27 protein-coding genes are annotated in these 26,775 nt (G+C 66.3%); 12 read left to right on the top strand and 15 right to left on the bottom strand.

Annotation, left to right across the window (positions count from 1 at the left end):
- The 10 genes from K320_RS0112445 to K320_RS0112400 form a co-directional block, all read right to left on the bottom strand.
- Positions 1 to 459, bottom strand: a complete 459-nt coding sequence (locus tag K320_RS0112445) for a 5-carboxymethyl-2-hydroxymuconate Delta-isomerase (RefSeq protein ID WP_024539170.1) — start codon at positions 457 to 459, stop codon at positions 1 to 3.
- Between the two features lie 24 nt (positions 460 to 483).
- Positions 484 to 1,407, bottom strand: coding sequence for a 3,4-dihydroxyphenylacetate 2,3-dioxygenase (hpaD, locus tag K320_RS0112440; protein ID WP_024539169.1), 924 nt, complete (start codon positions 1,405 to 1,407; stop codon positions 484 to 486).
- A 42-nt stretch (positions 1,408 to 1,449) separates the two neighbouring features.
- Positions 1,450 to 2,919, bottom strand: coding sequence for a 5-carboxymethyl-2-hydroxymuconate semialdehyde dehydrogenase (gene hpaE, locus K320_RS0112435; protein ID WP_024539168.1), 1,470 nt, complete (start codon positions 2,917 to 2,919; stop codon positions 1,450 to 1,452).
- 19 nt (positions 2,920 to 2,938) lie between these two features.
- The gene (locus tag K320_RS0112430; protein ID WP_024539167.1) at positions 2,939 to 3,718 is read right to left on the bottom strand and encodes a fumarylacetoacetate hydrolase family protein; all 780 of its coding nucleotides are present in this window, start codon (positions 3,716 to 3,718) and stop codon (positions 2,939 to 2,941) included.
- Positions 3,715 to 4,413: a fumarylacetoacetate hydrolase family protein gene (locus K320_RS0112425; protein WP_024539166.1), complete on the bottom strand. Its 699-nt coding sequence runs from the start codon at positions 4,411 to 4,413 to the stop codon at positions 3,715 to 3,717. The genes K320_RS0112430 and K320_RS0112425 overlap by 4 nt, the downstream gene beginning before the upstream one ends.
- A 3-nt stretch (positions 4,414 to 4,416) precedes the next feature.
- Positions 4,417 to 4,887, bottom strand: a complete 471-nt coding sequence (gene hpaR, locus K320_RS0112420; RefSeq protein ID WP_024539165.1) for a homoprotocatechuate degradation operon regulator HpaR — start codon at positions 4,885 to 4,887, stop codon at positions 4,417 to 4,419.
- Between the two features lie 113 nt (positions 4,888 to 5,000).
- Positions 5,001 to 5,738 (bottom strand): ABC transporter ATP-binding protein, encoded by a 738-nt coding sequence (locus K320_RS0112415; protein WP_024539164.1) that lies wholly within the window; start codon positions 5,736 to 5,738, stop codon positions 5,001 to 5,003.
- A complete protein-coding gene (locus tag K320_RS0112410) occupies positions 5,735 to 7,564 on the bottom strand; it encodes a branched-chain amino acid ABC transporter ATP-binding protein/permease (protein ID WP_024539163.1) in 1,830 nt (609 codons plus the stop codon). The genes K320_RS0112415 and K320_RS0112410 overlap by 4 nt, the downstream gene beginning before the upstream one ends.
- Positions 7,561 to 8,589, bottom strand: coding sequence for a branched-chain amino acid ABC transporter permease (locus K320_RS0112405; RefSeq protein WP_024539162.1), 1,029 nt, complete (start codon positions 8,587 to 8,589; stop codon positions 7,561 to 7,563). The genes K320_RS0112410 and K320_RS0112405 overlap by 4 nt, the downstream gene beginning before the upstream one ends.
- A gap of 456 nt (positions 8,590 to 9,045) precedes the next feature.
- Entirely contained in the window at positions 9,046 to 9,939 is an 894-nt protein-coding gene (locus tag K320_RS0112400) for a LysR family transcriptional regulator (RefSeq protein ID WP_024539161.1), read from the bottom strand.
- Positions 9,940 to 10,152: 213 nt separating this feature from the next.
- On the opposite strand from K320_RS0112400, the gene K320_RS0112395 reads away from it, so the two are divergent.
- The 3 genes from K320_RS0112395 to K320_RS0112385 all read left to right on the top strand — a co-directional run bounded on the left by K320_RS0112395 (position 10,153) and on the right by K320_RS0112385 (position 13,291).
- The gene (locus K320_RS0112395) at positions 10,153 to 11,364 is read left to right on the top strand and encodes an FAD-dependent monooxygenase (protein ID WP_024539160.1); all 1,212 of its coding nucleotides are present in this window, start codon (positions 10,153 to 10,155) and stop codon (positions 11,362 to 11,364) included.
- Between the two features lie 5 nt (positions 11,365 to 11,369).
- Positions 11,370 to 11,987, top strand: a complete 618-nt coding sequence (locus tag K320_RS0112390; RefSeq protein ID WP_024539159.1) for an NADPH-dependent F420 reductase — start codon at positions 11,370 to 11,372, stop codon at positions 11,985 to 11,987.
- Between the two features lie 143 nt (positions 11,988 to 12,130).
- Positions 12,131 to 13,291: an ABC transporter substrate-binding protein gene (locus K320_RS0112385; RefSeq protein WP_024539158.1), complete on the top strand. Its 1,161-nt coding sequence runs from the start codon at positions 12,131 to 12,133 to the stop codon at positions 13,289 to 13,291.
- 95 nt (positions 13,292 to 13,386) lie between these two features.
- Here the strand turns inward: K320_RS0112385 and K320_RS0112380 are convergent, their stop codons facing one another.
- Together K320_RS0112380 and K320_RS0112375 are read right to left on the bottom strand one after the other, a co-directional pair.
- On the bottom strand, positions 13,387 to 14,178 hold the full coding sequence (locus K320_RS0112380) for a YecA/YgfB family protein (RefSeq protein ID WP_024539157.1): 792 nt from the start codon (positions 14,176 to 14,178) through the stop codon (positions 13,387 to 13,389).
- 39 nt (positions 14,179 to 14,217) lie between these two features.
- Complete coding sequence (locus K320_RS0112375) at positions 14,218 to 15,114, bottom strand: EamA family transporter (protein WP_024539156.1); 897 nt, start codon at positions 15,112 to 15,114, stop codon at positions 14,218 to 14,220.
- A gap of 207 nt (positions 15,115 to 15,321) precedes the next feature.
- On the opposite strand from K320_RS0112375, the gene K320_RS0112370 reads away from it, so the two are divergent.
- From K320_RS0112370 to folE, 3 genes are read left to right on the top strand one after another with little or no spacing between them, the layout of a single operon-like run.
- Positions 15,322 to 15,663, top strand: a complete 342-nt coding sequence (locus K320_RS0112370) for a hypothetical protein (RefSeq protein ID WP_024539155.1) — start codon at positions 15,322 to 15,324, stop codon at positions 15,661 to 15,663.
- A 1-nt stretch (position 15,664) separates the two neighbouring features.
- Positions 15,665 to 16,090, top strand: coding sequence for a DUF2231 domain-containing protein (locus tag K320_RS0112365; RefSeq protein WP_024539154.1), 426 nt, complete (start codon positions 15,665 to 15,667; stop codon positions 16,088 to 16,090).
- A gap of 56 nt (positions 16,091 to 16,146) precedes the next feature.
- Positions 16,147 to 16,869, top strand: a complete 723-nt coding sequence (folE, locus tag K320_RS0112360) for a GTP cyclohydrolase I (protein ID WP_024539153.1) — start codon at positions 16,147 to 16,149, stop codon at positions 16,867 to 16,869.
- A gap of 6 nt (positions 16,870 to 16,875) precedes the next feature.
- Here folE and apbC read toward each other — a convergent pair whose 3' ends face one another.
- Entirely contained in the window at positions 16,876 to 17,967 is a 1,092-nt protein-coding gene (gene apbC, locus K320_RS0112355) for an iron-sulfur cluster carrier protein ApbC (protein WP_024539152.1), read from the bottom strand.
- Positions 17,968 to 18,168: 201 nt separating this feature from the next.
- On the opposite strand from apbC, the gene mnmH reads away from it, so the two are divergent.
- The 3 genes from mnmH (at position 18,169) to miaB (ending at position 21,253) form a co-directional block, all read left to right on the top strand.
- The gene (gene mnmH / locus K320_RS0112350) at positions 18,169 to 19,230 is read left to right on the top strand and encodes a tRNA 2-selenouridine(34) synthase MnmH (protein WP_024539151.1); all 1,062 of its coding nucleotides are present in this window, start codon (positions 18,169 to 18,171) and stop codon (positions 19,228 to 19,230) included.
- 196 nt (positions 19,231 to 19,426) lie between these two features.
- A complete protein-coding gene (locus tag K320_RS0112345; protein ID WP_024539150.1) occupies positions 19,427 to 19,852 on the top strand; it encodes a hypothetical protein in 426 nt (141 codons plus the stop codon).
- Between the two features lie 63 nt (positions 19,853 to 19,915).
- The gene (miaB, locus tag K320_RS0112340) at positions 19,916 to 21,253 is read left to right on the top strand and encodes a tRNA (N6-isopentenyl adenosine(37)-C2)-methylthiotransferase MiaB (protein WP_024539149.1); all 1,338 of its coding nucleotides are present in this window, start codon (positions 19,916 to 19,918) and stop codon (positions 21,251 to 21,253) included.
- Here the strand turns inward: miaB and K320_RS0112335 are convergent.
- On the bottom strand, positions 21,250 to 22,527 hold the full coding sequence (locus K320_RS0112335) for an alanine racemase (protein WP_024539148.1): 1,278 nt from the start codon (positions 22,525 to 22,527) through the stop codon (positions 21,250 to 21,252). The genes miaB and K320_RS0112335 overlap by 4 nt on opposite strands.
- A gap of 62 nt (positions 22,528 to 22,589) precedes the next feature.
- Positions 22,590 to 23,963 (bottom strand): signal recognition particle protein, encoded by a 1,374-nt coding sequence (ffh, locus tag K320_RS0112330; protein WP_024539147.1) that lies wholly within the window; start codon positions 23,961 to 23,963, stop codon positions 22,590 to 22,592.
- 84 nt (positions 23,964 to 24,047) lie between these two features.
- On the opposite strand from ffh, the gene K320_RS0112325 reads away from it, so the two are divergent.
- Genes K320_RS0112325 through K320_RS0112315 form a run of 3 tightly spaced genes read left to right on the top strand, consistent with a single transcriptional unit; the run spans position 24,048 to position 26,775 of the window.
- Positions 24,048 to 24,854, top strand: a complete 807-nt coding sequence (locus tag K320_RS0112325; protein ID WP_024539146.1) for a cytochrome C assembly family protein — start codon at positions 24,048 to 24,050, stop codon at positions 24,852 to 24,854.
- Positions 24,851 to 25,078 (top strand): PP0621 family protein, encoded by a 228-nt coding sequence (locus K320_RS19535; RefSeq protein ID WP_024539145.1) that lies wholly within the window; start codon positions 24,851 to 24,853, stop codon positions 25,076 to 25,078. The genes K320_RS0112325 and K320_RS19535 overlap by 4 nt, the downstream gene beginning before the upstream one ends.
- Positions 25,075 to 26,775: a histidine kinase dimerization/phospho-acceptor domain-containing protein gene (locus K320_RS0112315; RefSeq protein WP_024539144.1), complete on the top strand. Its 1,701-nt coding sequence runs from the start codon at positions 25,075 to 25,077 to the stop codon at positions 26,773 to 26,775. The genes K320_RS19535 and K320_RS0112315 overlap by 4 nt, the downstream gene beginning before the upstream one ends.

Here is a 26,775-nt window from a genome sequence, read left to right as displayed (position 1 = left end):
TCAGGGCTTCTTGAACAGCGGATGGATGGTGCTGTGCTTGGTGTCGAACACTTCGGGTCCCTCGTCCACCTGCACCGTCAGGCCGATGTGGCGCGTCGCCATCGCCGGGTCCATGTGCTTGCGTATGGCAGCGGACACCGCCTCTCCGGCCTTCTGCTGCGACGCGGCGCTGCGGCCGCGCGCCATGCGCAGATTGGCGTACATGAAGCCGTATTCGCCCGGGTCGTCGGTCGCCAGGCCGGTCTTGCCCGCGCCCGCCGCGCGGCCGGCGGCGCCGCCATCGGCCAGCGCGAAGTGCGGCGCGGGGTAGGCCAGCACGCGCGTGCCGCCCGTGGGGAAAACCTGCTTGCCTTCCTCATCGCGCACGGCCAGCATGGCATCGGCGCAGTCGCGGCAGAGCCGGGGCATGTCAAGCACGGCGTCGAGGTTGCCGGAGTAATTGATCACGAGGTGGGGCATGGGCTTATCTCCAATCCAGAAGTTTCACAAACGAGGAAAGGCTTTATAGCTCCCGGCGCGCGAGGCTTCCGGCGCCGGCACGCTGCTCCCGTCCTGCGGCGTGACGGGGAAGATGGCATTCATCTGCCCCGTGCCCGATGCCGCGAAATACGGCGTGATGACCTCGGCCTTGCCGTCGTAGGCCGACCAGCCCAGCGCGCCCAGCAGCATGGCGGTGTCGTGCATCATGCCTTCCCCATGGCCCTTGACGGCGTATTCGGGCAGCATGGCGCAGAAGTCCTGCCACTCGCCGTTCCGCCACATCTGGACGACGTCGTGGTCCAGCCGTTCGAGGAAGGGGCTCCAGACCTTGAAGGCAAATTCCGGCGCCAGACCGTTCTGCGCAAAGCGGTGCGAGAGCGAGCCGCTGGCCAGAAAGGCCACCGTACCGTCGTAATGCTTTTCCACCGCCTCGCGCATGGCCCATCCGAGGCGGGCGCTATCGTTGAGATAGTGGCTGGTGCACAGCGCCGAGACCGAGACCACCTTGAATTTCTCGTCCTCGTTCATGTAGCGCATGGGCACCAGCGTGCCGTATTCGGGCGCCAGCGTGGTGGCGTCATGCGCCAGGGTTTCCACGCCCTGCGCGTTGCACACCTGGGCCAGCAGCCTGCCGAGCTCCGGGTTGCCGGCAAAGCTGTAGCGCATGTTGCTGATGAAGTGCGGCAGCTCGTTGCTGGTGTAGGTGCCCGACCAGTGCGGCGCGCAGTTGAGGTGGTAATTGGCGTTGACCAGCCAGTGGGTGTCGAACACCACCAGCGTATCCACGCCGAGCGCGCGGCAGCGGCGGCTGATCTCCATGTGGCCTTCAATGGCGTCCCTGCGCGTGCCCTGGCGCGGCCCCGGCAGCTCCGAGAGGTACATGCTGGGCACGTGGGTGATCTTGGCGGCGAGGGCAACGGTTCCCATGGGGGTCTCCTTCAGAGTAGCGGGCAGGTGGATGCGAGTGCGTCACGCACCCCAATGCGGTATATGGTGGCTGCCCATCGATACGGCAACGTTCTTGGGCTCCAGGAACACCTCGTAGCTCCACGTGCCGCCCTCGCGCCCGGTGCCGCTGGCCTTGGTGCCGCCAAAGGGCTGGCGCAGGTCGCGCACGTTCTGGCTGTTGACGAAGCACATGCCGGCCTCGACGGCGGCGGCGACGCGGTGGGCGCGGCCGATGTTCTCGCTCCAGACATAGCTGGACAGGCCGTACTGGATGTCGTTGGCCTTGGCGATCGCATCCTGCTCGTCCTTGAACGGAATCAGGCAGGCGACGGGGCCGAAGATTTCTTCCTGGGCGATCTTCATGCGGTTATCCACGTCGGCGAAGACCGTCGGCCAGACATAGTTGCCCTGCGCCACATGCGCGGGAAGTTCTGCCGCATAGCTCGGGCGGGCTATGCCACCGCAGAGCATGGTGGCGCCCTCCTTGGGGCCCAGCTCGATGTAGCTGCGCACCTTGGCCAGATGACCCTGGCTGATCATCGGGCCGACGATGGTTGTCTCATCCTGCGGATCGCCGACGATGATCTTCTTCGCGCGTTCGGCAAATTTCGCGGCAAAGTCGGCGTAAATGCTTTGCTGCACCAGGATGCGGCTGCCGGCGGTGCAGCGCTCGCCGTTGTTGCTGAAGATCATGAACACGGCGGCATCCAGCGCCCTGTCCATGTCGGCGTCATCAAAGATCACGAACGGGCTTTTTCCACCCAGCTCCATGCTGAATTTCTTCAAGCCCGCGGTCTTGACGATGCGGTTGCCGGTGGCCGTCGATCCGGTGAAGCTGATGGCGCGTACATCGGGGTGCGCGCACAGCGGCTCGCCGGCTTCCTTGCCAAAGCCGTGCACGACGTTGAGCACGCCGGGCGGGATGCCGGCCTCCAGCGCCAGCTCGCCCAGGCGCGCGGCGGTCAGCGGCGACAGCTCGCTCATCTTCAGCACCGCCGTGTTGCCGAAGGCCAGGCAGGGCGCGACCTTCCAGGTCGCCGTCATGAAGGGCACGTTCCAGGGGCTGATCAGCGCGCACACGCCGACCGGGTGGAACAGCGTGTAGTTCAGGTGCGTGGGCGTGGGGTAGGTGTGGCCATCGACGCGCGTGCACATCTCGGCGAAGTAGGTGAAATTGTCGGCCGCGCGCGGGATCAGAGCCTTGCCGGTCTGGCCTATGACCTGGCCGGTGTCGTCGGTCTCGGTGCGGGCGATTTCGGGCACATGCTTGGCGATCAGGTCGCCGAGCGCACGCACCTTTTTGGCGCGCTCGGGCGCGGGCAGGCCGGCCCATTTCGGAAAGGCTGCTTTCGCGGCGGCGACGGCGGCATTCACCTCGGCCTCGCCACCCGAAGCCACCTCGGCCAGCACCTGCTGCGTGGCGGGGTTGATGGTTTCGAAATAGTCACTGCCGGCAACTGGCTTACCGTCGATCAGATGGTCAATTTTCATAGCTGTCCTCGCGCGGATATCAAGGGTTTGCGTGGCTTTGCGCCACCATGGTGGTTTCCAGGCTGCCCAGGCCTTCGATGCTGCAGACGATGCGGCTGCCCACCGGGCAATCGACCACGCCATCGGGCGTGCCGGTCAGGATCAAATCGCCCGGGTAGAGCGTCATGAAGCTGGTGAAATATTCGATCAGCGTGGGCACGTCAAACACCATGTCGGCGGTGCTGCCCTGCTGGGTGACGGCGCCATCGACGGTGGTCTGCAACGCCAGCGCCATCGGGTTGGGCACATCCGCCGCGTCCACCAGCCAGGGGCCGATCGGCGTGCAGGTATCGCGGTTCTTCACGCGCAGATTGGGGCGATACCAGTTCTCCAGGTAGTCGCGGACCGCAAAATCATTGGCCACGGTGTAGCCGCGCACGAAGCCGTAGGCGTCCTGCTTTTTCACCTGCTTTGCTTCGCGGCCGATGACGACGGCCAGCTCGCATTCGTAGTGCATGTTCTGCACGCCATCGGGGCGCACCGTATGGGTGCGGTGGCCGATCAGCGAAGCGGCCCCCTTGGCAAAGGCCAGCGGCTCCTCGGGCGGCTTGAAAGCCAGTTCACGTGCGTGGTCGGCGTAGTTCAAGCCCAGCGCCAGCACGGTACGTGCGCGCGGCGTGGGCGCCAGCGGCGGCAGCCAGGTGACTTCGTCGAACGACAGACGGCGCCCCCGAAAAGCCGACGTTTGCAGCTCCAGTTGCCCCTCACGCTCGATGGCGTGGTGCATAGCGCCTGCCCAGGCAATGCGTGCGTGCTTCATGCGGCCTCCTGCACCAGGGTGTGGGTCAGCGGCGCGAGACCGGGTGCGCTGATCTCGATGCGATCGCCCGCCCTGGCCAGCGGGCGCGTGCCGCCCTCCAGGCAATCATTGCCCAGCATCAGCACGTCGCCGGGCTGCAGCGTCATGAATTCGGACACATCGGCCAGCAGCGTGGCGGCATCGCGCACCAGCGTGGAAAGGCTTTGCCGCTGCACCAGCACGCCGTTGACGCGGGTATCGATCGTGAGCGATGCCAGATCGACCTGCCGCAACGGCGTGACCGCCGGGGCACAGGGCAAAAAGCCATCGCGGTTGCGAAAGCGGATCGCCGGGCGGTAGTAACTGGCATGCGGCAGGCTCAGATCGCCGAGCAGCACGCAGCCGGCGATGGGCGGCGAATCAATGGATTTGATAGCTGCTTGCGCTTGCCCAGCATGCGTAAATGCCAGATTTGATTCAAAACCGTCCACCACCAGACCCAGCGAGGCGCTGGCCCAGACTTCGCCCGCCACGGGCACGGCGGCGCCATCGCAGGCAAAGGTATTGGCGGTCTTCACGTACAGCACCGGCGCCTTGGGCGCCGCCTTGTAGGGCACCTCGGTCATCTTGGGCGCCCACAGCGCCTGCTCTCGCCAGAAGTTCAGCAGCGTGCCGTACACGGTGCCTCGCGGCTGCCACGGCAGGTGGTCCGTCATGGTTCATTCCTCCATCGATTCTTCGAGCGCCACCGCATGCGCAGGCAACGCCAGCAGCCCATCCAGCAGGCCGTAGAGCTGCTCCAGCGGCTCGGGGCCCAGATGCTGGGCCAGGTCTTCGTATTGCGCGGCAATCGAGCCCGTCAGCGCCTCGGCCAGCGCCCGCCCCTGCACCGTTGCCCGCACCACGCTGCGGCGCGCGTCCTCGCCGCTGCGCTCGCGCGTCACCAGGCCATCGCGCTGCATGCGCGCAAGAATGCCGGTGAGGCTGGGGCCGAGGATGAAGGCCTGCTCCGCCAGGCGCCCGGTCTCCAGGCCATCGGACTGCTCGCGCAGCACGCGCAGCACGCGCCACTGCTGGTCCGACAGGCCATGCTCACGCAAGGCGGGGCGCCAATGCTGCATCAGCGCCTCGCGCGCCTGCAGCAGCAACAGCGGCAGGTTGCGGTAGCGCAGACGGGTTTTCTGGAGCATTTATTTAATATATTAAATATCTGACCGAAAAGCAAGAGGCTGAAGCATCCGTCGAAAAAAAACAGGGGCAGCGTGCGCCTGCCCTGAAGGCGAAAGCCCGGGCAGGTACTGCCTCAGGCCGCCTTCTTGCCCGCGCCGAGGTAGGTCTCGATCACGCGCTTGTCGCTCATCAGCATGCTCGCCTCGCCGCTGAGCGCGACCGCGCCCATCTCCAGCACGTAGCCGCGGTCAGCCACCTGCAGCGCGCCGCGCGCGTTCTGCTCCACCAGCAGCACCGAAACCCCCATGCCGCGCAGCGAGGCGACGATCTGCAGCACCTCGCGCACGATGAGCGGCGCCAGGCCCAGCGAGGGCTCGTCGAGCATCAGCAGGCGCGGGCGCGCCATCAGCGCGCGGCCGATCGCCAGCATCTGGCGCTCGCCGCCCGAGAGCGTGGCCGCCAGCTGCGCGCGGCGCTCCTTCAGGCGCGGGAACAGCGCGAACACCTCTTCCATGCGCTCCGCCTGATCGCGCTGGCCGCGGCGCCAGCGCGCAAAGCCGCCCAGCAGCAGGTTGTCCTCGACCGACATCTCGCCGAACAGCTCGCGCTTCTCGGGCACCAAGCCCACGCCATGCGCGACCATGGCCTCGACCGACGGGCGATCAACCCTCTTGCCCTCGAACTGCAGCTCGCCGCGCGAGCCCAGCAGCCCCATGGCCGCATTGAGCAGCGTGGACTTGCCCGCGCCGTTGGGGCCGATGACGGTGACGATCTCGCCCTCGTTCACGGTCAGATCGATCTGGTGCACCGCCTCCACCGGGCCATAGGAGACGGAAAAACCCTTCAATTGCAGCAGCGCGGTGGTACTCATGCCGGGGCTCCTTCGGTATCTTCCACGCCCAGATAGGCTTCCATCACGCGCGGGTTGGCCTGCACCTCGGCCGGGTTGCCCAGCGCGATCACCTTGCCGAATTCCAGCACCGTGATGCGGTCGGCCAGGTTCATCACGAATTCCATGTCGTGCTCCACCACCAGCAGGGCCATGCCTTCGCCGCGCAACTGGATGAGCAAATCGGCCAGCGCCTGCTTCTCCAGGTGGCGCAGGCCCGCGGCCGGTTCATCGAGCAGCAGGATGGTGGGCTGCGCCGCCAGCGCGCGGGCGATCTCGACCACGCGCTGCTGGCCCAGCGGCAGCGAGGCCGCGGGGGTGTCGATGTAGCTCATCAGGCCGCAGCGCTCGATCTGCTTGCGCGCCTCGGCCAGCAGCGCCGCTTCTTCATGGCGGTCGCGGCGCAGCATGGCGGCGACCCAGCCCTTCCTGCCGCGCAGGTGCGCGCCCAGGGCGACGTTTTCCAGCACGCTGCGCTGGCCCAGCAGGCGCACGTGCTGGAAGGTGCGGCCCATGCCCAGTGCCGCGAAGGCGCGCGACGGCTTGCCCGCCATGGACTGGCCCATCAGCGTCACGCTGCCCGAGGTGGGGTCGTCCACGCCCGAGATCATGTTGAAGAAGGTGCTCTTGCCGGCGCCGTTGGGGCCGATCAGCGCATGCACCTCGCCCGCCTTCACGTCCAGGTCCACCGCATCGTTGGCCACCAGACCGGCGAAGCGCTTGGTCACCTGCGTGGCGTTCAGCACCACCTGCCCGACCGGTGGCAGCTTGCGCCGCGCCAGCACGGCCTGCGTGACGTGGGCACTTGCCGCCGCCGCGGCGGCAGGCTTGACCCAGCCTCTGGTACGCGCGGTGATGAGTGGCCAGATGCCGTCCGCCGCACGCTGCAGGATCAGCAGCATCAGGATGCCGAAGACGATCACTTCGAAATTGCCGCTGCTGCCCAGCAACTGGGGCAGCAAATCCTGCAACTGCTCCTTGAGCAGCGTGATCAGCGTGGCGCCCAGCACCGCGCCCCAGAGGTGGCCAGAGCCGCCGACCACGGCCATGAACAGGTATTCGATGCTGATGTTCAGGCTGAAGGGCGTGGGGTTCACGAAGCGCTGCAGGTGCGCGTAGAGCCAGCCCGAAATGGCGGCCAGCAGCGCCGCCAGCAGGAACAGCTTCATGCGCTGGCGCGAGGTATCGACGCCCATGGATTCGGCCATCACACGACCGCTCTTGAGCGCGCGGATCGCCCTGCCCTCGCGCGAATCGAGCAGATTGTTCATCGCCCAAATGCCCAGCAGCAGCACCACCCAGATGATGATGCCGAACAGCCGCGGCGAGGTCAGCTCGTAGCCGGCTATCGACAGTGCCTGGATGCCGGATATGCCGGTGAAGCCGCCCAGACCTTCCAGGTTGCCGAAGATGTAATACAGGCTCAGGCCCCAGGCGATCGTGCCCAATGCCAGAAAGTGGCCCGAGAGCGGCAGCGTCACCGCGCCCAGCACCCAGGCGATCACGCCCGTGACGATCAGCCCCAGCACCAGCCCCAGCCACGGCAGCACGTCGGGATGCACCCAGGACAGCGCCTGCGCCGCCACCGGCGAGGTGCAGATCCATGCCGTGGCATAGGCTCCCAGGCCGACGAAGGCCGCCTGGCCGAAGGAGGTGATGCCGCCCACGCCGGTGAGCATCACCAGGCCCACGGCCACCATGGCGTACAGGCCGATGTAGTTGAGCAGCGTGACGTTGAACGGCGACAGCAGCGGCCAGGCGATGACCAGCAATGCAATCGCCAGCCAGGTCCATTGACGGTTGGTCATTCCTCGTCCTCCACGTGGCGGGTATTGAGCGAACGCCACCAGAGCACCGGGATGATGAGCGTGAAGACGATCACCTCCTTGTAGGCGCTGGCCCAGAACGAGGAGAAGGATTCGAGCTGCCCCACCAGCACGGCGCCGGCAACGGCGCCCGGATAGCCCGTGAGCCCGCCGATGATGGCCGCCACGAAGCCCTTGAGACCGATCAGGAAGCCGGTGTCGTAGTAGATCGTGGTGACCGGCGCGATCAGGATGCCCGAGGCGGCCCCGATCAGCGCCGCCAGCGCAAAGCAGACATCACCCGAGAGATCGGTCGGTATGCCCATCAGGCGCGCGCCCACCCGGTTGATGGCGGTGGCGCGCAGCGCCTTGCCGATGATCGAACGGCCGAAAAACCAGAACATCGCGATCAGGAGCACGATGGCCGTGAACACCACCACCAGCGACTGGCCGCTCACCGGCACTCCGCCCAGATCCCAGGAGGCATCCCAGATGGCATTGGTGCGCGAGCCTTCGGCACCGAAGTAATACAGCCCCAGACCGACCATCACCAGATGCAGCGCCACCGCGACGATGAGCAGGAACAGCACCGAAGCATGCGCCAACGGGCGAAACACCAGCCGGTACACCAGCGGCCCCATCGGCGTGATCAGTGCAAAAACCACCAACGCCTGCAGCCAGCCGCTCTGGGGCTTGAGGCCAAACACCAGCGCCGCCGCCATCGCCGGCACCACCACGGCCCAGACCACGGTGGATTTCCAATCCACCCGCACGCCGCGGCTGTGGCGCCAGGTCTCCACGATGAGCACCAGCACCGCCAGCGTGATCAGCAGCCAGACGATGGATGGAAGCTTGCCCGCCTGAATGGCCGCCATCGACAGCGCCGCGTAGGTGACGAACTCCCCTTGCGGAATGAGGATGACGCGTGTAACCGAGAACACCAGCACGAGCGCCAGCGCCATCAGGGCGTAGATGGCGCCATTGACCATCCCGTCCTGCCCGAGCATCAAAGCAATCTGTAAATCCATGGATGCCACACCGCCTTTGCAACTTGATGAAAACGCGGCCGCACGGCCGCCTCTGTCCGGGGAATACGAAACCCGCGTTTATAGCCGATCAAATAGTTATTGAATATCAGTAAATACCCGATGATTCAAGCCCGAATTTATAGGAAAATTCATGTATTTTCCGGCCGAACGCCCTGCGGATTCCAAGGCTGCAGTATCGGCGAACCCCCGCCGCGCCACAAGCCGGATTGCGCAAACGTGGCAGCGCGCCTGTTGCCGGGCGGCCGGTTGTTGCCGCCAAAGGCCGCTCAAAGGCCCAGCGCCCGTTCGGCAGGCGCGGCCGGCAACCCGCCCTCGCGAAAGATTCCGGGCGCGCCCCCGGTTGCCGCACCGGTGCATTCTAGGCAGGGTTGCGCTGCGCAAGGCATCCGGATCGCGCGAACAAAATGTCCGTGAAATTGGACAATCGCCGCCGCTTCAGCGCTGCGTGCGCGCGTAGGCGGCCAGCGCGTCGAGGAAGTGACGCACCTTCTCGGGCACCAGGCGTTTGCCCGGCAGCAGCGCATAGACGCGCAGCGGCTCGCAGGCATAGCCCGGCATGGGCAGGCGTACCAGCGTGCCACCGGCCAGTTGCGGCGCGCAGAAGGTCGCGGTGACGCGCGTCACACCCATCCCGGCGACGGCCGCCTGCACGCGGAAGTCGGCGTTGTTGCTGACGATGCGCGGCGCCTTGATCGGCACGTGGTGGTCGATGCCATGGTGGTCGGCAAACGACCACTGGGTGTCCACCGTGCTGGCCAGCAGCGGCCACTGCCGCAGGTCGTCCGGCGAGCGCGGCTGGCCCAGGGTCTGCACCAGTTCCGGCGCGGCGAACAGGCCGCGTTCGAGCGAGAACATGCGCCGGATGACGACCGTGGACGCGGGCAGCGGGCTCTCCAGCATGGCGAACACGATGTCGTAGGGCTCGGTGAGCGGGTTGATGGGACGGTGCTCGACTTCGATATGCACCTGCAATTCCGGGAAGGCCGCCATCACCCTGCAGGCCACTGGCCCGACATGGTGGGCGCCGAACTCATAGGGCGCGGCGATGCGCAGCGTGCCGGCCACCACGCGCCCCGAGGTCAGCGTCTCGTCGCAGGCCTCGCGCAGGCGGGTGAACAGGTGCGCGGTGCGTTGGTAAAGGATGTCGCCAGCTTCGGTCACGCGCACGCTGCGCGTGGTGCGCTCCAGCAGTCGCGTGTCCAGTTCCTCCTCCAGGCGCTGCACGGCACTGCTGATGCTGGACTTGGGCTGCCCGAGGTAATTGCCGGCGGCAGAAAAGCCGCCATGCTCGACCACGTGGCAGAAAATTTCACAGTCATTCCAGTTCATCACAACGATTATCCGAACTGTTGAACAGTCTGTCCGCCCATACCCGGTTGATCGCGCACCGCCATCTTCCTAGACTGCAGGCTGCATGCTTGGCGGTGCGAGGAAAACGCCGCCATCGGCACCCAAGATACCGCCGCCATGTTCACCAAGGGCCGCTGGCAAGCAGCGGCCTGGAACGGCGGACCATGCGCGTGAACCCGTAAAGGAGATCAAATGGCAGGCAAGGCAGCGAGGATTGCAATCATTGGCGGAGGGCTGGGTGGGCTCGCCGCAGCGATTGCACTGAAAAAGATCGCGGGGGTTCAAGCCACCGTGTTCGAGCAATCCCACAAGCACGATGAGGTGGGCGCGGGGGTGACGATCGCGCCCAACGGCGCCCGCGTGCTCGACACACTGGGGCTGCTGGAAGCGATGCAGCGCGCCGGGGCGATTCCAGACGGGCACGGTGCCTACCTGGATGCCATGGGGAACGTCGTCACGGATGCGGCCTGGGAAGACTCGGCGAAGCACTACCAGAACATCGGCATATACAGGCCGGACATGATCGACATCCTGGCCCAGGCCGTGGACCCCGAGGCGATCCGGCTCAACCAGCGGGTCAAGTCGGTCGAGATGGCGGGCGCTGGCGTGCGCGTTCACCACGAAAACGGCGAGCAGGAAGACTTCGATGCGGTCATAGGCGCAGACGGTATCCGCTCGGTGGTGCGCAAGGCGGTGGGCCAGCCCACCAGATTCGTCTACTCCGGCTTCATCGCGTACCGGGGCGTGATCGATGCGTCCGATCTGCCCAGGGACTGGAACCGGATCAGCCAGACCTGGATGGGCAACGACCGGCACCTGATGACCTACCCCTTGCAGCAGCACAAGCTGTACAACTACGTCGCCTGCATCCCCAGCGACCGGCCGCTCAAGGGCCCCTGGTCCGGCCCCGCGGACATCGCGGAAGTTCAAGCCGAATTCGCGCGCCAGAAATGGGACCCTAGGGTTCACCAATTCCTTGCACAGATCAAGGAAACCTTCTGGTGGGGTCTGTTCGATACCGATCCGATCACCAATTGGTCGCGCGGGCCGATCGCGCTGCTGGGCGATGCCGCCCACTGCATGGTGCCGCACCAGGGCCAGGGGGTGAACCAAGCGTTCGAGGACAGCATCACGCTGGCCTTTTTCCTCAAGCAGGCCGAAAGCGTCAGTGAAATTCCCGAAGCCTTCAGGCGCTACACCGCCGTTCGCATGCAGCGGGCGACGATCCTGCAGGTGGGCTCACGCCGGGCCGGCGCGATGTTCGACTCGCAGTTCCAGTTCACCAACACCCACAAGCGCGACGTCGACATCACGTCCGGACGCGATTTTCGCAGGGCTGCCGTTTTCGACTACGACGCACTGAAAGTCGCCGAAAAGGCACTCGAACGATTCAAGAGGATTTAACGCATATGACATCGATCAGCATCATTGGCCGCGGCAAGATGGGTTCGGCGATCGCGGACATCGCGGCGCGCGCCGGCGCGAGCATTCAGATCGTCAATCGCAGTGCCAAACCCACCGGAGACCACCCGGAGGCCACCTATGCGGCGCTCGGCGACGATCTGACGGGGGATCTCGTCGTCCTCGCGGTCCCTTACAGCGCCTATCCCAACATCCTGAAACACTACCGGGACCGGCTGGGCGGCAAGGTCGTCATCGACATCTCCAACACCATTGATTTCAGCACCTACGAGCAGCCGGAGGCTCTGATCGGCACCTCCACCGCGCTGGAACTGGCCCGGCAGCTCCCCGCAGATGTCGCCGTCCTGAAGGCGTTCAACGTCAACCTCGCCGACACGCTCATCACCCGCACGAATGGCACCACGGCGACGACGGTTCTGTTCGCCGGAGACGACGCCGAGGGGAAGATCGCGCTGGCTGACCTTCTTCAGGCAGCGGGGCTGCGCGCCATCGACGCCGGCCCCCTGCCGCGCTCGAAGCAGTTGGAGGCGATAGGCTTCCTGCAGATGGTGTTGGCATCGACTGGCAAGACGCGCTATGAATCGGGCTTCACTTTGCTGCCCTGAAGGCGGCGATTGTCCACATTCATGGACATTTTGTTCGCCAGATTCCCATTTATCTGCTGACCACGCTCAGCTAAGGTAATCCATCCCCCGCCGCGGGACGGCGACGGGAACGACAACGTCCGCAGACAACCCAGGAGACGACAATGACATACACACAACTGTTGCGCGGCGCATGCGCGCTGGCCGCCATCGCTCTGGCAGCCGCCAGTGCCCAGGCGCAGATCAAGATCGGCGTGGTGCTTTCCACCACCGGCCCGGCCGCGTCGCTGGGCATTCCGGAGCAGAAGACCGTGGAGCTCTTCCCCAAGGAAATCGGCGGCGAGAAGGTGCAGTACATCATCCTGGACGACGCCTCCGACCCGACCGGCGCCGTCAAGGTCACCAAGAAGCTGATCATCGAAGACGGCGTGCATGCCATCATCGGCGCCAGCACCACGCCCAGCTCGCTGGCCATGCGCGACTCGCTGGCCGATGCCGGCGTGCCGCAAATTTCCGTGGCGGCGGGGCGCTCCATCGTCTTCCCCATGGATGACAAGCGCCGCTGGGTCTTCAACACGGCGCCCTCCACGGCGCTCATGGCCTCGGCGATTGCCACCCACATGAAGGCCAACGGCGTGAAGAAGGCCGCCTACATCGGCTTTGACGACGCGTTCGGTGAAGACTGGGCGGTGAACTTTGCGGAATCCGCCAAGGCCGCCGGCATCGAACTTGTTGCCAGCGAACGCTACAGCCGCGCCGCCACCTCGGTCACGGGGCAAACGCTGCACATCAAGGCCGCCAATCCTGATGCGGTGATGATCGGCGCGTCGGGCACGGCGGCGGCCCTGCCCGAGCGCTCCTTCAACCAGATCGGCTACAAGGGCAAGCTCTACCAGAGCGGCGGCGTGGCCAACCCGGATTTCATCCGCATCTGCGGCGCGGATTGCAACGGCACCATCGTTGCCGCAGCCCCCGGGCTGGTGGCGCAGCAACTGCCCGAAACCGCCTCGTTCAAGGCGGCCGCCATGCGCTACGCCAACACCTACGAAGGCGCCTACGGCCCCAAGACGCTCACGCAATTCAGCGCCAACGCCTGGGACTCGGGCGTGCTGCTGGAGCAGGCCATCCCCGTCGCGCTCAAAAGCGCCAAGCCGGCCGACCGCAAGGCCTTCAGCGCCGCGCTGCGTGATGCGCTGGAAGGCCTGAAGAACGTGCCCGCCGCCGGCGGCGTCTACACCATGACGCCGACCGAGCACAACGGCCTGGACGAGCAGGGCGTGGTACTGGTGGAAATTGTCAATGGCGACTGGAAACTGCTGAAGTAGCCCGGCCAGCCCACTCTCTTGCGCACCTCCTGCCCCGCCGCCTGGGGGGGTTTTTTTTGGCTTGCGAACGCAGGCCAGACGCCGCCGCCAGCCGGTCAGGCGCCGCAGCACTTCTTGTATTTCTTGCCGCTGCCGCAGGGGCATGGGTCGTTGCGGCCGATTTTTTCGCTGACGGCGGGCCGCATGCGCGGCCCCAGGCTGAGGGCGGTGTCGTACAGGTCGTACACCGCCCAGATCGCCTCGCCGAATGCCTCCAGACGCGCGTCGCTCACGGAAGGGTCTCCCGTTTCATCGTAGAGATTGACCGTCGGCGCCGCGCGGTCTTCCTGCAGCAGGGCACGCAGCGCGCCCATGGCGCGGCGCATGTCGGCGGCGATTTCCTTGTCGCGCGGCAGCATCCAGTCGTGGGGCCAATAGTCCACGGCGCTGAAAAAACCACCCGCCCAGGCCTGCGCAAACGGGGGCGGCTTGCCGCCGCCAAAGGCCTGCTCACGCTCCTCCTGCGAAATCGTGGCGGCAAGCCCGCGCCAATCCAGTACCCCTGGTTCCAGCGCGCCCTCCTCCTCCAGCGCCTCTACCGGTGCCTGCAGTGCAGCGCGCAATTGCGCCTCGCGCTCCATCCAGTGCATCAGGAAATGCGTGCGCTCTGCCGGACTGGCAAAGATGTCGTCTGCGTCGGCATCGAACAGCATGGGCAGCCATTCTTCGGCAGGCACGACGCGGCGCATGCACAGCATCGCCGTCATCACCCCTTCGCAAAACTCCCACTGCGGCACTTCGCCCGGCCGCCGCTCATCCATGGCTTCCAGGGCCATTTCCAGCGCGTCCAGTGTCCTGCCGTCCGGGGTTTCCGGCGTCTGGCCGGGAGCGCTATCGCTGTCAGTCATGCTGCTTCCTTCCTTGGCCGCGATCGTACCCGTCACCCGTCAGTGCCTGCGCGTGCCCAGCCATACCACGGTGCCTACCACCACCAGCGCGCCGGCGATCTGCACCGCCGCCACGGACTGGCCCAGCACCAGCCAGGCAATGGCCAGGGCAAACACCGGCTCGACGTTCATGACCGCTGAATGGCCCACCACACCCAGCCTCGGCAGGACCGTAAAGAGCAGCGTGATGCCGGTGCCATACAAAACCATGAGCAGACCCAGGCCCCACCACCCTTGCGGCGCCACGGGCAGAGCAAACCCGCCTTGCAGCCCGGCGGCCACGCTGGCCACCACCCCGACGACCGCCATCGAAATCAGGGTCCGCACCCGCCCATCGACAGCGCCGGCTTCATGCTGCGTCAGCACCAGCGCCAGGCCGAACATGGCCGAGCCCGAAAGCGCAAAGGCCACGCCCGTGCCCATCGCGCGCCACTGCCCGCCAGCGCCCAGGCCCGACGCGGCGCCCAGCACATCCAGCGCCAGCACCAGGCCGCAGAGAATCAAAGGCATCGCCAGCAGCACGGCCCGCTGCGGGCGGTGCTGGTAAAGCACGCGCGCCCAGAACGCGGTCATCAGGGGAAAGGTGTTGAACACCAGCAGCGCCAAAGCCACCGGCAGACGTGCCACGGCCGAATACAGCAGCAGGCTTTGCACGGCCACCAGCAGCCCGATCAGCACCAGCGCCCAGCGCTCGCGCGTGCGCAAGACCAACGAGACGCGCTGGCCCAGCACCAGCAGCCCCACGGCTGCCGCCGTGCCCAGGCTGCGAAACGCGACCGCGGTGGTGACATTCACGCCATGGTCGAACGCCAGGCGCGCGGCCACATGGTTGCTCGCCATGAGCAAGGCAATCAGCAGCAGCACGGCGAAGCCGATGGCTGATAACGATGGTTTCAACACAATCCCCTCCGTGGGCCATTGCAGCGGCCGTGCGCAACCATGGCGCGCGCGCAGCGCCGGCGATTGTTCCACGCGGCCATGAAACAGGATGCGAGCGGCCCGCATCCAATGGCGCGGAGACGATCAATCGTGTTACATGCAATAACATTCTGCACGGAGAGCCAATCCGGACCTGCGGTAAAACCACCCGATCGAAGACCCGCCATGCTTTATCAAACCCTCGCCGCATTGCTGATCACGGCCTTGCTCGGCTCCGTCCTGGCGGCCCATGTGCTGCGCGGCAAATTCGCGCCCTGGACGCTTTCGCCGCTGCATGCCTTGCTCGGCACCACCAGCCTCGCGCTGCTGATTGCCATGCTGATCGAAGGCGACACCCCGCCGCAGGTGCTGTATGCCCTGGTCTTGCTGCTGGCGGCGGCGCTGGGCGGATTCTTTCTGGTGTCGTTTCATCTGCGCAACCGCCTGCCGCCGAAAATCATCGTGATCATCCACGCCAGCGTCGCCCTCTGCGGTTTTCTCACGCTGGCCAGCCTGCTGCTGAACTGAAATGAGCCGCCATCCCTTGCATCCCGCGCTGGTGCATTTTCCGATTGCCTGCTGGACGCTGGCCGTGGTCGCCGACTTCGCCAGCTTGCGATGGGGCGAGGCCGCCTGGCACTGGTCGGCGGGCTTGCTGACCGCCGGCTGCCTCATCGCCCTGGTCGCGGTGATCGCTGGCATGGCCGAAATCCCGCGCGTACCCGAAGGCCGGGCGCAGCGCACCGTCAACCTCCACATGGGGTTGATGCTGGCCGCGTTCACGTTGTTCGCAACGCGCCTGCTGCTGCGCATCGAACAAACACAACCACTGGCACCCGACACAACCTCCCTGGTGCTGGATGCCATCGGTTTCGCAACCCTGGTGGCCGGCGGATGGCTGGGCGCACAGCTGGTCTACCGCCACGGCGTGGGCAGCGACAGCCCGCGTGCGTAAGCCGGGCGCTGCCGACAGGGCCGTTACCAATACTTCTGGAGGAACCCGAAATGCTCATGCACGTGTCACCCACAGCCAACGCCCACGAAGGTGAAGCACAGGCGCAAAGTGCGTCGGAGCGCATCCGCTACCGCCTCGTCAGCGCAGGGCAGCGCTTTTTTGCCAACGACAACATCGCCGACTTCATCGAGGACGGCGAACTGGACGCGCTGCGCGACGAAGTGCAGGCCAAAATGCAGGAGGTGCTGCGCGCGCTGGTGATAGACACCGACAGCGACCACAACACCGGCGACACCGCCCGGCGCATGGCCAAGCTCTACATCGATGAAGTGTTCGGCGGGCGCTATGAAACAGAGCCGCAGGTCACGGCGTTTCCCAACGTCTCGCACCTCGATCAGCTGATGATCGTCGGCCCGCTCACGGTGCGCAGCGCCTGTTCGCACCACCTGTGTCCGATCGAGGGCAAGGTCTGGATCGGCGTGCTGCCCAATCCGAAATCCGACCTGATCGGCCTCTCGAAATACGCGCGCATCTGCGACTGGATCATGCGCCGCCCGCAGATTCAGGAAGAGGCCATCACCATGCTGGCCGACGAGCTGGAGCGCCGCGTCAAGCCCGACGGCCTGGCGGTGGTGATGCAGGCCAGCCACGCCTGCATGCACTGGCGCGGCGTGAAGGACAACGGCGCGAAGATGACCAACTCCATCATGCGTGGCGCGTTCCTCACCAACGAGGCGCTGCGGCGCGAGTTCCTGAGCCTCACGCGCCAGCAGGGCTGAGGGCCATCAGGTCTCTTTGCTGATCTTGATGGTCGGAAACGCCGGCTGCTCGCCGCCGCTGCGCGCGGCAATGTTGGCGGCGAGCTGGCGCGCAATCGCCTTGTAGATGCCGCTCACCTCGCTGTCCGGCTCGGCGGCCACCGTGGGCTTGCCCGAATCGGTCTGCTCGCGGATCGAGAGCGCCAGCGGCAATGCGCCCAGATAGGGCATGCCGTATTTCTGCGCCAGGTTCTTGCCGCCATCTTCGCCAAAGATATGCTCGGCATGGCCGCAGTGGCTGCAGATGTGCACCGCCATGTTCTCGACGATGCCGAGGATGGGCACGCCCACCTTCTGGAACATGGTGATGCCCTTCTTGGCGTCGATCAGCGCGATGTCCTGCGGCGTGGTGACGATCACCGCGCCGGTCAGCGGCACCTTCTGCGCCAGCGTGAGCTGGATGTCGCCGGTGCCCGGCGGCATGTCGACGATGAGGTAATCCAGGTCGTACCAGTGCGTCTGCATGATGAGCTGCTCCAGCGCATTGCTGGCCATGGGCCCGCGCCAGACCATGGCCTGCTCGTCGCTCACCAGAAAGCCAATGGAATTGATCTGCAGGCCCATGGCGCGCTTGGGCTCCATGTGCTTGCCGTCCAGCGTCTCGGGCTTGCCCGAGGTGCCGGTCATCAAGGGCTGGCTCGGGCCGTAGATGTCGGCATCCAGCAGCCCCACCTGCGCGCCCTCGGCAACCAGCGCCAGCGCCAGGTTCACCGCCGTCGTGCTCTTGCCCACGCCGCCCTTGCCCGAGGCGACGGCCACGATGTTCTTCACCCCCGGAATCTGGCGCGCACCGCGTCCGGCCACCTGCGAGGTGATCTTGGTGCCGATGTTCACCGACACGTTGGCAACGCCCGGCAAGGTCTTGGCCGCCGCCACTAGCTGGCTGCGCAGCTGCGCCACCAGGCTTTTGGCCGGGTAGGCCATCTCCACGTCGAAGGCCAGATCAGCGCCTGTCACCTGCAGATTGCGCAGCGTCTGCGGCGTGACGAAGGCGGCGCCCGACAGCGGGTCTTTCACACTGGCGAGCGCTGCCAGCAAATCCTGTTCGGTGATCGCCATCTGGACTGATTCCCTTGCGTGGTTGGAAAACAGGGCTAGTCTAGCCAAGCGGCCGTGCCAATGGGCACAGTGAGGAAATACCCGCAAAAATGGCTTGCAGCGCCCGTAATGAAAGCGGACAAAGCTCCTTTTTCAGAAGCATATCGAGATCGCCTTCAACGTGACCGAAAATACCGGCATCCTCCCCGATCCGCTCGCCCCTTGGCCCAGAACCACTCCATCCGCCCCGCGGACATCGCGCAGTTCGACACGCTGATCGACGCCCGCTCGCCCGCCGAATTCGCCGAGGACCACATCCCCGGCGCCATCAACTGCCCGGTGCTGGACGATGCCGAACGCGCCATCGTCGGCACCCTGCACGCGCAGCAGGGCGCGTTCGAGGCGCGCCGCGTCGGCGGTGCGATGGTGGCGGCGCGCCTGGCCGAGCACCTGCGCACCCGGTTCGCCGACCAGCCACCCGGCTGGCGCCCGCTGGTGTATTGCTGGCGCGGCGGCATGAGGAGCGGCGCCATGGTGCAGTGGCTGCGGCTCGTCGGCTGGAAGGCGGAGCAGCTCGCCGGCGGCTACAAGGCGTTTCGCCGCCACGTCATCGAACAGCTCGAAGTGCTGGTGCCGCGCATGCGGATCCGCGCCATCGTCGGCGCCACCGGCTCGGCCAAGACGCGCATCCTGCACGCGCTGGCGGCGCAGGGCGCCCAGGTGCTGGACCTGGAAGGTCTGGCGCAGCACAAGGGCTCGCTGCTCGGCAGCCTGCCCGGCGTGGAACAACCATCACAAAAATACTTCGAAATGCAGATCTGGCGTGCGCTGACAGCTATGGATTTGACGCAAACTATCTACGTGGAAGGCGAAAGCGCGCGCATCGGGCGCCTGTCGGTACCGCCGCTGCTGGTGCAGCAGCTGCGCAACGCGCCCTGCTTCGAGATCGATGCCGCCCCCGAAGAGCGCCATGCCTACCTGCTGCGCGACTACGCCTATCTGGGCGATGACCCGGCGCTGCTGTGCGAGCGCCTGGGCCTGCTGGTGGAAATGCACGGGCACGAGGTCATCACGCGCTGGCAGGGCTGGGCGCGCGGCGGGCAGCTCGCGCCGCTGTTTGACGAGCTGATGCGGCTGCACTACGACCCGCACTACGGACGCTCGCAGGCGCGCAATTTCCGGCACTGGGACGGCCGCACGCAGATGCCAGCGCCCGACCTGTCGGACGCGGGCATCGCGGCGCTCGCGGGCCGCATTCTGGGCGCCGCCGCACCCACCGCCTGAAGGCGAAGCTGAACAAGCCCCTTGCGCGCGGCGCATCCCTGGCTTGGGCGGTCTGCGTCGTTGCAAATGCTCGCCATGGCTACGGCCATGTCTGCGCTTTGCGCCTCGCAGCCCATCCCAAGTCAGGGCGCGCCGCATCGCTGGGATTTATTCAGCGTCGCCTAAAATCGCCCCACCCAGCCTCTGGATGAACACCATGACCCGCTGTCGCCCCCTCATCACCGCCATCGCCGCCCTGGGCCTGCTTCTTGCAGGCCTGCCGGCCAGCAGCCAGCAGCAGCCGCTTGCCACCACGGGTGCGGCGGCGCGCAACTTCCCGGCCAGCGCGCTGCGTGGCTCGGTCACTTTCGTGTCCGGCAACAAGGTGCTGCTCAACGACAACGCGGTGCGCAGCGCGCCGGGCCTGCGCGTCCTTGACGCCAGAAACCGCCTGGTGATGCCCGTCACCCTGCGCGGCAACACCTATACCGTGCACTATGTGCTCGAAACCTCGACAGGCATGCTGCAGACCGTCTGGCTGATCACCGAGGCCGAGGCCGCCAGGCCGCGCGCCGCGCCCGGCATGGTGGTGCGCAACTTCAAGTTCGAGTCCGAACTCCCCGAATCGCGCCAGCAGCGCTGAACCGGCCGCGTTTGGCGCAGCGGCCCGCCGCGGCCGCCTTTTCCCTTTTGCCAAGAGATCCCCATGAGCAAGAAAGTCTTCATCAAAACCTTTGGCTGCCAGATGAACGAGTACGACTCAGGCAAGATGCTCGACGTGCTCGCCGACGCCAAGGGCTACGAGGCCACCGACAACCCCGACGAGGCCGATCTGGTGCTGTTCAACACCTGCTCGGTGCGCGAGAAGGCACAGGAAAAAGTGTTCTCCGACCTCGGGCGCGTCAAGCACCTCAAGGAAAAAGGCGTGCTGATCGGCGTGGCCGGCTGCGTCGCCAGCCAGGAGGGCGAAGAGATCATCAAGCGCGCGCCCTATGTCGATGTCGTGTTCGGCCCGCAGACCCTGCACCGCCTGCCGCAGATGCTCGACGCCCGCATCCGGCAAGGCCGCGCGCAGGTGGACGTGAGCTTTCCGGAAATCGAGAAATTCGACCACCTGCCGCCTGCGCGCACCGAGGGTTGCACCGCGTTTGTCTCCATCATGGAAGGCTGCTCCAAATACTGCAGCTACTGCGTGGTGCCCTACACGCGCGGCGAGGAAATGAGCCGGCCGTTCGAGGGCGTGCTGGTGGAAATCGCCCAACTGGCCGACCAGGGCGTGAAGGAAGTCACGCTGCTGGGCCAGAACGTCAACGCCTACCGCGGCCGGATGGGCAACACCAAGGAGATCGCCGACTTCGCGCTGCTGCTCGAATATGTGGCTGAGATCCCCGGCATAGAGCGCATCCGCTACACCACCAGCCACCCCAACGATTTCACGCCCAGCCTGATCGAGGCCTACGCGCGCATTCCCAAGCTGGTCAGCCATGTGCACCTGCCGGTGCAGCATGGCAGCGACAAGATCCTGAGCTACATGAAGCGCGGCTACACCGCCGCGCAGTACAAGAAGACGATTGCCCAGCTACGCGCCATGCGCCCCGGGATGGCCATCGGCAGCGATTTCATCATTGGCTTTCCGCGCGAAACGGAAGAAGACCACCAGAAGCTGCTGGAGCTGATCGCGGAAGTGAACTTCGACAACTCCTTCAGCTTCATCTTCAGCCCCCGCCCCGGCACGCCCGCCGCCAGCCTGCGCGACGAGACGCCGCAGGAAGTCAAGCAGCGGCGCCTGCTGGAAGTGCAGGCGCTGATCGACCGCCAGATGCACGCCATCAGCGCGCAGCGCGTGGGCACCGTGCAGCGCATCCTGGTCGAAGGCCCGAGCAAGCGCGACGCGAGCGAACTGATGGGCCGCACCGAATGCAACCGCGTGGTGAACTTTGCGGGCGATCCGTCGCTGATCGGTCGCATGATCGAAGTACGCATCACCGAAGCGCGCCACTACACGCTGCGCGGCGAGGTGTGCGAGGAAGTGACGGTTCTCTAAAAACAGGTATGGATCGCGCCAGAGACGGCGCCATCGTCCTCCACCACCGCCATCCAGCGCCACTTGTCAAACGTGGTGCAGGGGTGCGAAATGCCCAGCTCCACGCGGTCACCCACGGCGGGCGCTGGCCCGGCAGGGTCGAAGCGCAGATAGGCGTGCTGGTCGTTGAGCGCGGTGATTTTCCAATCCTGCGGCGGTGCCTGCACTTCGCGGCTGGTGCGCATTGCCCAACCGACCGGCTTGGGCAGGTCGATATCGAACGACAGATCGCGCCGCCCGGCATTGAGCAGCGCCAGGCCCGCCTCGGGCACCGACTGCACCAGCGCCCAGACGGTGAGCGCGGGCTGCAGGCTCTCCGGCAGCCCTTCGCGCTCGGCTACCAGGCGCACGAAGCGCTGGTAGTTGCCGTGGTCGTGCGTGAGATAGCAGCCCGAGCGCAGCACGCCCTGCACCGGGCGTGAGAGCTGCTGGCATTGCAGCAGCGGCAGCACCAGATCGAACACAGCCGAGCCACCTGCGGACAGCAGGATCTCGGTTTCACCATCTACCCAGAGGTTTTCAGCATCCACCGCCTTGGCCAGGGCCAGTGCACGCTGCACCAGATCGGTCACGGCCCGTGCGTCGTGCGCGCTGTCGCAGGTGGCTACCAGCCCCTCATAGCATTCAATGCCGCACAGGCGCGCGGCAGCACTGGCCGCAATGGCCCGCGCCAGCAGCAATGCTTCTTCCTGCGTGCGGCAGCCGGTGCGCTGGCCGGGAATGCCCAGTTCCAGCAGCACATTCAACACCCGTGAACCGCCTCGGCGCTGCGCCCAGTCTTCGATCAGCGCAAGCTGGCGCAGCGAATCGACGAGGAACCAGACCCGCAGACCGGCATGCTGGGCAAGCAAGGCATCGAGCGCATCCAGATCCGCATCCTGCAGCACCTCATTGGCGATCAGGATGCGCTGCGCACCGGCCGCAATGCCCACCCGCGCCTGCCAGACATTGGCAAAGGTCAGGCCCCAGGCGCCGCTGGCCAGCTGCATCGCGCACAGTTCCGGCGACATCGTGGTCTTGCCGTGCGGCGCCAGCCACACGCCGCGCTCGGCGACGTAGCGCTGCATCCAGGCCAGGTTGTGCTCCAGCGCAGAGCGCTTCAACACCGCCAGCGGCAGTGGCAGATCACCCGCCAGCACGTTCCAGCGCCGCGCGCCGATCTCGGTGGCGGCGCAAGCGGGTGCCGTCAGCGGCCAACCCTTGAGTGCGCCATCCAGCGTGAAGTGAGCTGCCATGGCGGTCTCCTTAATTGATAGCTTCTCACGCTTATCCAGCATGCGCTAAGCGTATGAAACGCTTAGAAAGGCATGCCCGGCATGCCCTTCATTCCCTTCATGCCGCCGAGCTTCTTCATCATCTTCATCAGGCCGCCGCCCTTCATCTTTTTCATCATGGTGCGCATCTGGTCAAACTCGTTGAGCAGCCGGTTGACCTCAAACACCTGCACCCCGGCGCCCGCGGCGATGCGCTTCTTGCGCGTGGCCTTGATGATGTCGGGCTTGCGCCGCTCCTGCAGCGTCATGCTGCAGATGATGCCTTCCTTGCGGCGGATGTCGCGCTCGGCCTTGTCCATGTCCATCTCGCCCGCCTTGGCGGTGAGCTGCGACGGCAGCTTGTCCATCAGGCTGGAAAGCCCACCCATCTGCTTCATCTGCTGCAGCTGGCCCAGGAAATCGTTCAGGTCAAAGCCATCGCCGCTCTTGACCTTGGCGGCGAGCTTCTGCGCCGCCTCCATGTCCACGCCCTGCGCCACCTGCTCCACGAGCGCGACGATGTCGCCCATGCCCAGGATGCGCCCGGCGTGGCGCTCGGCATCGAATACCTCCAGGCCGTCGATTTTTTCAGAGACGCCCGCAAATTTGATGGGAGCGCCGGTGATCGCGCGCACCGACAGCGCCGCGCCGCCACGCGAATCGCCATCCAGTTTGGTGAGCACGATGCCGGTAAGCGGCAGCGCCTCTTTGAACGCCTTGGCGGTGTTGACCGCGTCCTGGCCTTGCATGGCATCGACGACGAACAGCGTCTCCACCGGGGTCAGCACCGCATGCAGCTCCTTGATTTCCTGCATCAGCACCTCGTCGATCGCCAGGCGCCCGGCGGTATCCACGAGCAGCACGTCAAAGAAGTGCTTGCGGGCGTAATCCAGCGCCGCCAGTGCGATCTCGCGCGGCTTCTGCTCGGCTCTGGAGGGGAACCACTCGGCGCCCGCCTGCGCGGTCACGGTCTTGAGCTGCTCTATGGCCGCCGGGCGGTACACGTCGCCCGAGACGGTGAGCACCTTCTTCTTGCGCTTCTCGATCAGGTGCTTGGCAAGTTTTGCGGTGGTCGTCGTCTTGCCCGCGCCCTGCAGGCCGGCCATCAGGATCACCGCCGGTGGCTGGGCCGCCAGGTTGATGTCGGCCACGCCCTCGCCCATGGTGGCGGCCAGTTCCTTGTTGACTATGCCCACCAGCGCCTGGCCGGGCTTGAGGCTGCCCAGCACCTCCTGGCCCAGCGCCTTGTCTTTCACGCGGGCGATGAAGTCGCGCACCACGGGCAGGGCCACGTCGGCCTCCAGCAGCGCCATGCGCACCTCGCGCAGCATGTCCTGCACGTTGGCTTCGGTGATGCGCGCCTGGCCGCGCATCTGCTTTACCAGGCGCGAGAGCTTGTCGGTCAATGCGGATGCCATGGGGGGTAGATGCTCCTGCGGGGCCGAAACGCCCCGGTTGACAGCGCTCTGGAACAACCACCCAGAGGCTAAACTGATGGGATCATGATTTTACCGACCGCATCATCGCCGGGATGGCTGCTGGCAGGCGCTGCGGCGCTTGCCTACATGGTGCCGGTCTTCATGGGGCGACACGCATCGGGTCACGCGCAACGCCTGGCCATGACGCCCGGCTGGCTGCTGCACGCCCTGGCACTCGCGGCAGGCCTGCTGGGCGCCAGCCCGCATTTCGGTTTTGCTCCGGCGCTCTCGATGACGCTGTGGCTGGTGCTGGCCACCTACGCCGTGGAACACCAGCTGCTGCCGCAGATGCAGTCGCGCGGCGCCGTCATCGTCATGGCGGTGCTTGCCGCGCTGGTCGTGCTGGCAGCGGCGGCGTTCCCAGGCCTGCCGCTGGAAGAGCGCTCCTCGCCCTGGCTGGCGCTGCACCTCACCTTCGGCATCGCCAGCTATGGCCTGTTCGCCGCCGCGGTCGTGCACGCCTGGCTGATGGTGCGTGCCGAACAGCGCATCCGCCAGGCGGCCGAAATGCAGGGGCGCATGCCGCTGCTGGCGCTGGAGCGCCTGACGTTCCGCTTCATCACCGCCGGCTTCATCCTGCTCACGGCCACGCTCGCCGAAGGCTGGCTGTTTGGCGAGCAGCTCTACGGCCACGCGCCCAAATGGGACCACAAGACGGTGTTCTCCGTGCTCGCCTGGGCAACGATTGCGGTGCTGCTGATAGGGCGTTCTCGTTTTGGCTGGCGCGGCCGCAAGGCGGTGCGCGTGCTCTATGTCGGCGCGGCGCTGCTGCTGCTGGCCTATGTCGGTTCGCGCTTCGTGCTTGAAATCATTCTGGGGCGTGCCACGTGAGCAAATACCTGCTGATCGTCGCCATTGCCGCCGTGGTCTACGCCCTCGTGCGCAGCCAGCGCAAACCGCCTGCGCCGCCCCGGCGCAAACCGCCTGCGGTGGCGGCGCCGCAAGCCATGGTGGCCTGCGCGCATTGCGGCGTGCACCTGCCGCAAACCGATGCGCTGCCGGCGGGTACCCGCTATTACTGCTGCGCCGCGCACCGCGAACAGGGCCCGGCTTGACGCCCAGCGCCGCCACGCCCGCCGAAGGCCAGGCCTTCACCAGGCTGTGGAGCGGTTTCCTTTCCGCCCGCGTGCTGGTCGCCCTGGCCCTGCTGGCGCTGCAGCTCACCGGTCTGGCGCTGGGCCAGCCGGTCACCGGCGCGCTGCTCGGCGCCAGCGGCGCCTACCTCGCGGCAACGGTGGCGCAGCGCTGGCTGCGCCCAACCGCGCCCGCGCCGCAGCACGCTAGCGTGCGCTGGTTGTCGTCCATCGGGATCGACCTCGTCACCTGGACCGGACTGCAGTTTCTGCAACTGCAGTCGCAAGACCCGATGAACTACGCGCCGCTGTACGGATTCTCGGTGCTGATGGCTGGCGTGCTGGGGACGCGCACCACCGCTCTGGGCACCGCGGCCGCGGCGACGATCGCCCTGCTGGCGCTGGCGTGGTGGGCCGGCGTGCGCGGCGGCACCGACGCAACCGGCCCCTACCTGGGCGCCGCCCTCACGGGCACCGCCTACTTCATCGTGGCCTGGCTGGCGCACCAGCTATCCGCCCGCCTGCTGCGCGAGCAGCAGCATGCCGAACAAAGCCGCATGGCCGCACGCACGCAAGAGGCCATCAGCCACATGGTGATGGAGCATGCCAACGACGGCGTCCTGGTGCTGGACCGGCGCAGCCAGGTACGGCTGGCCAACCCGGTGGCCCAGGCCCTTCTGGGACAGTCAACGCAGGGCGGCACGCCGTTCGCGCTCGTGCCCGAGGCCCGCTGGCAGCCCCTGGTTCAGCTGGTGCACCAGACCTTCGCCGAGGCGCAGGCACAGGCGGCGGACATCACCATCCTGCACGAAGGCCAGAGCCCCATGGGCCTGCGCACCCGCACCTGGCTGACGACGACCCGCCATCGCGCGGCAGACGATGCATTCGACATCCTGTGCGTGGTGTTTCTGCAGGACCTGCGGGCGATGGAAGCGCAGCTGCGCACCGAAAAAATGGCAGCCATGGGCCGCATGTCGGCGGCCGTCGCGCATGAAATCCGCAACCCGCTGGCGGCCATACTGCAAGCCAACCAACTCTTGCAGGAAGAGCTGACCGACGCCGGGCAGCAGCGCCTGGCGCACATGGTGCGCCAGAACGCCGAGCGACTCAAACGCATCACCGAAGACGTGCTGGACATCGCCCGCGTGCAGCACCAGATGGGGCACGCGGGCTCCACCGCGCTCGCGCTCGACAGCACCGTGCAGCGCATCGTGCAGGAGTGGCAGGTTTCGCACCCCAGGCAGGCAACCTGCGTCGCGCTGCAGGCACCGGGTACGCAGGTTCCGTTCGATGCCGAACACCTGCGGCGCGTGCTGGTGAACCTGCTGGACAACGCCCAGCGCCACGTCAGCGGCGCGTCCGATGCCTTGCAGGTCCTCACCCAGGGCGGTGGCGACGCCCCCGCCTTCGTGCAGGTCTGGAGCGACGGGGCACCGCTGGAAAAATCGGTCGAGCAGCATCTGTTCGAGCCATTCTTCTCTTCCGAAAGCCGCTCCAGCGGTCTGGGCCTGTACATCAGCCGCGAACTCTGCCAGCGCCACGGCGCGCGGCTGCACTATGCACGCAAGCCCCTGGCCCTGGCCCGCGGCAGCACCGAAGGCAACGCCTTCACCATCACCTTCCGCGCGGCAAGCCGGCCGGCCGGCTCGGCCGCGCTGTTTGACACAATCGTCGTCTAG

It is taken from the genome of Comamonas badia DSM 17552, from assembly GCF_000484635.1.
In the GTDB taxonomy this organism is placed as follows: domain Bacteria; phylum Pseudomonadota; class Gammaproteobacteria; order Burkholderiales; family Burkholderiaceae_C; genus Comamonas_C; species Comamonas_C badia.
This window is presented reverse-complemented; position numbering and strand designations above follow the sequence as displayed.